General features: G+C 72.1%; 6 protein-coding genes. All 6 read right to left on the bottom strand.

The features are described 5' to 3' along the window. Positions 1-317: 317 nt before the first annotated feature. The 6 genes from ACZ6ZN_RS31845 to ACZ6ZN_RS31820 all read right to left on the bottom strand — a co-directional run bounded on the left by ACZ6ZN_RS31845 (position 318) and on the right by ACZ6ZN_RS31820 (position 6,322). Positions 318-1,214, bottom strand: a complete 897-nt coding sequence (locus tag ACZ6ZN_RS31845) for a carbohydrate ABC transporter permease (protein WP_451877382.1) — start codon at positions 1,212-1,214, stop codon at positions 318-320. Then, positions 1,211-2,146 carry a carbohydrate ABC transporter permease gene (locus ACZ6ZN_RS31840; protein WP_469651619.1) on the bottom strand — a complete coding sequence of 312 codons (936 nt, stop codon included), beginning with the start codon at positions 2,144-2,146 and terminating at the stop codon, positions 1,211-1,213. Before ACZ6ZN_RS31840 ends, ACZ6ZN_RS31845 begins: the two co-directional genes overlap by 4 nt. Before the next feature lie 118 nt (positions 2,147-2,264). Beyond that, positions 2,265-3,995: an L-arabinonate dehydratase gene (gene araD, locus ACZ6ZN_RS31835; protein ID WP_469651617.1), complete on the bottom strand. Its 1,731-nt coding sequence runs from the start codon at positions 3,993-3,995 to the stop codon at positions 2,265-2,267. Further along, positions 3,992-4,903 carry a dihydrodipicolinate synthase family protein gene (locus ACZ6ZN_RS31830; RefSeq protein WP_469651615.1) on the bottom strand — a complete coding sequence of 304 codons (912 nt, stop codon included), beginning with the start codon at positions 4,901-4,903 and terminating at the stop codon, positions 3,992-3,994. Before ACZ6ZN_RS31830 ends, araD begins: the two co-directional genes overlap by 4 nt. After that, on the bottom strand, positions 4,900-5,559 hold the full coding sequence (locus ACZ6ZN_RS31825; RefSeq protein ID WP_469651613.1) for a GntR family transcriptional regulator: 660 nt from the start codon (positions 5,557-5,559) through the stop codon (positions 4,900-4,902). The genes ACZ6ZN_RS31830 and ACZ6ZN_RS31825 overlap by 4 nt, the downstream gene beginning before the upstream one ends. Positions 5,560-5,710: 151 nt before the next feature. Next, positions 5,711-6,322, bottom strand: coding sequence for a TIGR03086 family metal-binding protein (locus tag ACZ6ZN_RS31820; protein WP_469651611.1), 612 nt, complete (start codon positions 6,320-6,322; stop codon positions 5,711-5,713). Positions 6,323-6,393 lie beyond the last annotated feature (71 nt).

Below are 6,393 nucleotides of genomic sequence, written 5' to 3'. Positions count from 1 at the left end.
GGTCCGGACAGCCCCGCCCTGCGAGGCGGCCACCCGCCCGGCGGCCGCACCCCGGTGCACCCGACCCTCCGGAACGACCGCCCGGCCGACTGTGGCCGCCTGGACGGGGACCCGCCCGGCTACGGCCACGCGGACCGGGACCCGCCCGGCTACGGCCACGCGGACCGGGACCCGCCCGGCTGCCGCAGCGCAGCTCGGCACCCGCCCGGCTGCGGCGGTCCGGACAGCCCCGCCCTGCGAGGCGGCCACCCGCCCGGCGGCCGGACCCCGGTGCACTCCACCCCCCGGGGCGGTCGCCCGCCCCGCGTTGCGCGGCCTCATCCCTTCACCGCCCCGGCGCTGAATCCGGTGATCAGCCACTTCTGGATGAACGCGAACACGATCACGACCGGCACGGCCGCGATGATGCCGCCCGCGGCGAGTGCGCCCAGGTCGACGCTGTCGGCGCTCATCAGGGAGTTGAGGCCGACCGGGATCGTCTGCTTGTCCTGGTTGTTGAGGAACATCAGGGCGAACAGGAAGTGGTTCCAGGAGTGGACGAAGGCGAAGGAGCCGACGGCGATCAGGCCGGGCCGCAGCAGCGGCAGGACGACGATGCGGAACGCCGTCATGCGGCTGCACCCGTCCACCCAGGCCGCCTCCTCCAGGGAGGGCGGCACGTTCTTGATGAAGTTGCTGATCAGGATGATCGACAGGGGCAGCTGGAACACCGTCTCGGCGAGGATGACGCTGCCCAGCGAGTTGATCATCTTCAGCTCGGCGAAGATCTCGAACAGCGGGACCAGCAGCAGCGCGCCGGGCACGAACTGCGAGCACAGCAGGGCCAGCATGAAGCCGCGCTTGATCCGGAAGTCGAACCGGGCGAGGGCGTAGCCGCCGGCCAGGGCGACCAGCGTCGTCATGACGAGGGTGGCGACGCCGACGAGGACGCTGTTGGCGAAGTAGGTGCCGAAGCTGCGGTCCGTCCAGACCTTCTCGAAGTGCTCGAAGGTGACCGGCCAGGGCACGAGCGAGGTCGAGCCCGCCGGGCGCAGCGAGAACAGCAGGATCCAGTAGAAGGGGACGAGGGTGAACAGCAGGTAGATGCCCAGGGGCAGGTAGATCTGCCAGCGGGGCGCCTGGTCCCAGGCGCGGTGCCGGTGGACGGGCCGCGGCTGCCCGGGGGTGGCGCGCACGGGGACGGGCGCCGTCCTGGTGGCTTCCTTCACGCTCACTTGTTCTCGCCTCCGAACTTGCTCAGCCGCAGGTAGACCATCGAGCAGAAGAGCAGGATCACGAACGCCACGGTGGTCAGGGCCGACGCGTAGCCGAAGTTGTGGGCGTCGACGGACGTGTTGGCGATGTACAGCGGCAGCGTGGTCGTCTCGCCCGCGGGTCCGCCGCCGGTCAGGGTGTAGAGCAGGTCGACGTTGTTGAACTCCCACACCGCGCGCAGCAGCGTGGACAGGATGATGGCGTCCTTCAGGTGCGGCAGCGTGATGTGCCAGAACTGCTTGAGGCGGCTGGCCCCGTCGACCTCGGCGGCCTCGTAGAGGTCCTTCGAGACGGACTGGAGGTCGGCGAGGATGAGGATCGCGAAGAACGGCACACCGCGCCACAGGTCGGCCACGACCGTCGCCGGGAACACGGTGGAGGTGTCCGACAGCCAGCTGGTCCCGTAGGAGCCGATGCCCAGGTCGGCGAGGTAACGGGTGATGCCCGTCTGGGAGTTGTAGAGCAGCACCCAGATTGCGGAGGTCAGCACGCCGGAGACGGCCCACGGGGAGAACACCAGGGCCCGCCCCAGGCCCCGGCCGACGAAGGTCTGGTTGACGACGAGGGCCAGCGCGAGACCGAACAGCAGCTGGAGCCCGACCTCGACGAAGACCCATTGGGCGCTGAAGACGAGGGTGTCCCAGAAGACGGGGTCCTCGGTGAAGGCGTGGACGAAGTTGTCGAAGCCAGCGAAGCCGTTCCGCCAGGGCTTGGTGGGGTTGTAGTGCTGCAGGCTGTAGTAGAAGACGCTGATGACCGGGTAGGCGATGAAGCCCAGCATGAGCAGGGCGGCGGGCGCGATCAGCAGGTACGGGAGCCTGCGCGGGGTGGCGGAGGCACGGCGCCGCCTCGGTGGCGCGGGCGGTTTCGCCACGGCTGCGGCTTGGGCCATGACTGTTCTCCGTTCTCGGTACGTCTGTGCGTGGTGCGTCGGACGTGAGGAGCAAGCGCTTTCTACCCGGGCGGCGCCGGGCCGGGTCGTGCCGGAGGTGCCTGTGCGGTGCGGCCGTTCAGCCCGCGTACGGGTCGGCGACCCGGCCCGGCCGGGCGAGGAACCCGAAGTCGCAGCCGGTGTCGGCCTGGGTGATCTGCTCGTCGTAGAGGGCGCCGTAGCCGCGCTCGTACCGGGCGGGCGGCGGTGTCCAGGCCGCTCTGCGCCGCTCGAGCTCCTCGTCGTCCACGTGGAGGTGGAGGCTGCGCGCCTCGACGTCCAGCGTGATCGGGTCGCCGGTGCGTACGAGGGCGAGCGGGCCGCCGACGTGGGACTCGGGCGCCACGTGCAACACGCAGGTGCCGTAACTGGTGCCGCTCATCCGGGCGTCGGAGATGCGGACCATGTCCCGCACGCCCTGCTTGAGCAGGTGGTCGGGCAGCGGCAGCATTCCGTACTCGGGCATGCCGGGGCCGCCCTTGGGGCCGGCGCCCCGCAGCACGAGCACGTGGTCGGCGGTGATGCCCAGTGCCGGGTCGTCGATGGTGCGCTGCATGGTCCGGTAGTCGTCGAAGACGACCGCGGGCCCGGTGTGCTTGAGCAGGTGCGGCTCGGCGGCGATGTGCTTGATGACGGCGCCGTCCGGGCAGAGGTTGCCGCGCAGCACGGCGACTCCGCCCTCGGCGGCGACGGGGTTGTGTCGGGGCCTGATGACGTCGTCGTCGTGCACGACGGCGTTCGCGATCTGCTCCCCCAGGGTGCCGTTGACGGTGGGCCGGTCCAGGTGCAGCAGGTCGGTGATCCGGGTCAGGAAGGCCGGCAGCCCCCCGGCGAAGTGGAAGTCCTCCATGAGGTACGTCCGTCCGCCGGGCCGGACGTTGGCGAGCACCGGCACGGTGCGGGCGACGCGGTCGAAGTCGTCGAGGGTGAGCCGGACGCCGGCGCGGCCCGCCATGGCGATCAGGTGGATGACGGCGTTGGTGGAGCCGCCGAGCCCGAGCACCGTGGTGACGGCGTCCTCGAAGGCCTCGCGGGTGAGGATCCGGGACGGCCGGAGGGCGGTCCAGGCGAGTTCCACGGCACGGCGCCCGGACGCGGCGGCCATCCGCTCGTGGGCGGAATCGACGGCCGGGATCGAGGAGGCGCCGGGCAGCGTCATGCCGAGGGCTTCGGCCGCCGCGGTCATCGTGGAGGCGGTCCCCATGGTCATGCAGTGACCGGGCGACCTCGCCAGCCGGCCCTGGAGCTCCCGCAGGTCGCAGTCGGTCAAGTTGCCGGCGCGGTGCTCGTCCCAGTACTTCCACATGTCGGTGCCGGACCCGAGGGTCTCCCCGCGCCAGTGGCCCGGCAGCATCGGCCCCGCGGGCACGAAGAGGGCCGGCACGTCGGCCGAGGCCGCGCCCATGAGCAGGGCGGGCGTCGACTTGTCACAGCCGCCGAGCAGGACCGCCGCGTCGACCGGGTACGACCGCAGCAGCTCCTCGGTCTCCATCGCCAGCAGGTTGCGGTAGAGCATCGGGGTGGGCTTCTGATACGTCTCGGAGAGCGTGGCGACCGGGAACTCCAGCGGGAAGCCGCCCGCCTGCCACACTCCCCGCTTGACCGCCTCGGCCCGCTCGCGCAGGTGGACGTGGCAGGGGTTGATGTCGGACCAGGTGTTGAGCACGGCGATCACCGGGCGGCCCAGGTACTCCTCCGCCTCGTAACCGAGCTGCCGCATCCGGGCGTTGTGCGACCAGGTGCGCAACTGGCCCTCGGTGCCGTACCACTGGTGGCTCCTGAGCTCCTCGGGGGACAGGCGGCCGGTCACAGGGACCACCCCGCGGCGATGGCGGCGACCTCGGCGCGCGCGTCCTGCGCCAGCGGCTTGCTCGGCGGGCGGACCTCGCGGCGGCACAACCCCAGCGAGGCCAGGGCCTCCTTGACGACCGTGACGTTGTCGGCGGAGCCGTTGGCGGCGCGCAGCTCCTCGAAGCGGCGGATCTGCTCCCAGACCTTCATGGCGGCCGGGTAGTCGCCGGAGCGCAGCGCCTCGATCATGTTCAGGGAGACGGCCGGGGCGACGTTCACCAGCCCCGAGGTGAAGCCGGTGGCGCCCGCGGAGAAGTAGGAGGGGGCGTAGGGCTCGGCGAGCCCGGCGACCCACACGAACCGCTCCAGCCCGGCGTCCCGGGCGAACGCGGCGAAGCGGGAGGCGTCGGGGACGGCGTACTTCACGCCGATGACGTTCGGGCAGGAGTCGGCGAGTTCGGCGAGGCGGGCGCCGGTGAGCTGGGCGTTGCGGATGTAGGGGACGACGCCCAGCTCGGGGACGGCCTCGGCGACGGCCCGGTGGTAGTCGACCCAGCCGGCCTGGGAGACGTAGGGGTGGACGGGCTGGTGGACCATCACCATCTGCGCGCCGAGCTCGCGGGCGTGCCGGGCGGAGGCGACGGCGGTGGGGACGTCGTGGCCGACGCCGACCAGGACGACGCCCCGCTCCCCGGCCTCCTCGACGGTGAGCTCCGTGACCAGGCGGCGTTCGTCGGGGGTCAGGGCGTAGAACTCGCCGGTGTTGCCGTTCGGGGTGAGGGTGGTGATGCCGCCGTCGAGCAGGCGGCGCAGCAGGGCCCGGTGGGTGTCCCGGTCGACGGAGCCGTCCTCGGCGAACGGGGTCACCGGGATGGCCACCACGCCGGCCAGGGCGGCCCGCTGAGTCTCGAATGCCACGCTGCTCATTCCTGACCTTCCTGTTCCAGGGCCGCCTCGGGGAAGGCGCGTTGCACGAAGGACGCGATGTGGGCGTGCAGGGCGCGCGCCGCTCCGTCGGCGTCGCCGTCCAGGGCGAGCCGGAGGATCTCCCGGTGCTCGCCGGCCTCCCGCTCCCAGGAGGGCGAGGCGGCCCAGGCGACGGCGGAGACCAGGGCGGCCTGGTCGCGGACCTCGTCGAGCATCCGGCCGAGCAGCGGGTTGCCGCACGGCAGGTACAGGGCGCGGTGGAACTCCCGGTTGGCCAGGGAGCGTTCGGCGGTGTCGGTGGCGACGTCGGCGCGGGCCAGCGCGTCGCGGGCGGCGTCCAGGCCGGCCCCGCGCTGCACGGCCCGCCTCAGCGCCTCCGGCTCCAGCAGCAGGCGGACGTCGTAGACCTCGCGCGCCATGTCCGCGTCCACCATGCGCACCGTGGCGCCCTTGTACTGGCTCATGACGACCAGTCCGGTGCCGGCGAGTGTCTTCAGCGCCTCGCGCACGGGCGTCTTGGACACCCCGAACTGCGCGGCGAGCTCGGTCTCGACGAGCGCCTGTCCCGGCGTCAGCTGCCCGGTGAGGATGCGGTGTTTGATCCCCTCCAGCACGTACTGCGTGCGGGAGGGGATCGGCGTGGGCACAGAGGTCATGCGCGCCTCTCGGATCTCGCGGTCTCGATGGATCGCGTATCGGATCTCGCGTATCGCGTCTCATATATGACGTACGAAGTACGACGCGATGACCGTAGGAGGGCGCGTTTGTTTCGTCAATGCTTCCGACGCAAGAAACAGCAATCGCTTTCTACGACCGGGGCCTCCACCCGGGTTCCCGCCCGCTCAACCCCACGGCCCGGTCCAGCAAGGACGCCTCCGGCCCGACCGGCACGACGGGGCCGAAGATCGCGTCGCGGGTGGGGTCGTCCACCCCGGCGGCGAGGAAGTCGTGGCAGACCCGCAGCGCATCGGGGTCGGGGGTGTACTCCTGGCCGGTCGCACGGGCCAGGTCCCAGCCGTGGACGACCAGTTCGTCGGTGGCCACCAGGCCCGCGACGTCCCCGGGCAGGTCGACGCCGCCGGCCCGGGTCGTGCCGGTCCAGGCGGCCGGGTCGCGCCAGGCGTCGGCCAGTTCGGCCAGGGCCTTCGGCAGTTCCCCGCACCAGCCGGGCGTGACGGCCGGGAGCGCGGAGTCCGGGCTGGTGTCCGTGGTGGCCCCGAGGTCCTTGCGTCCGGCGTCGCGGAAGGCGACGGTCAGCCCCAGCAGGTGACCGAGCAGATGGCGCACCGCGTAGTCGGGGCAGGGCGTGGGGCCGGCGAGCTGTTCGTCGGTGACGCCGGCCGCGAGCCGCGCCAGGACCTCCGTCTGCGGTCCGAGGTCGAGGACCGGGCCGACCGTGCCCGTGGTGCTGTCGGTCATGGGGTGCTCCTTCGTGAGTCGTCGCAAGGGCAGACCGCTCCCGGCGGGGGAACTCATCGGCGCGCGGCCCG

It is taken from the genome of Streptomyces sp. NPDC053665 (assembly GCF_055585285.1).
The sequence above is the reverse complement of the archived record's forward strand: the minus strand, read 5'-3'. Positions and strand labels throughout refer to the sequence as shown.

Excerpts from the sequence above, each read along its gene's own strand:
- ACZ6ZN_RS31840 (WP_469651619.1), bottom strand. The coding sequence starts at position 2,146 with ATGGCCCAAGCCGCAGCCGTGGCGAAACCGCCCGCGCCACCGAGGCGG.
- ACZ6ZN_RS31830 (WP_469651615.1), bottom strand. The coding sequence starts at position 4,903 with ATGAGCAGCGTGGCATTCGAGACTCAGCGGGCCGCCCTGGCCGGCGTG.
- ACZ6ZN_RS31825 (WP_469651613.1), bottom strand. The coding sequence starts at position 5,559 with ATGACCTCTGTGCCCACGCCGATCCCCTCCCGCACGCAGTACGTGCTG.
- ACZ6ZN_RS31820 (WP_469651611.1), bottom strand. The coding sequence starts at position 6,322 with ATGACCGACAGCACCACGGGCACGGTCGGCCCGGTCCTCGACCTCGGA.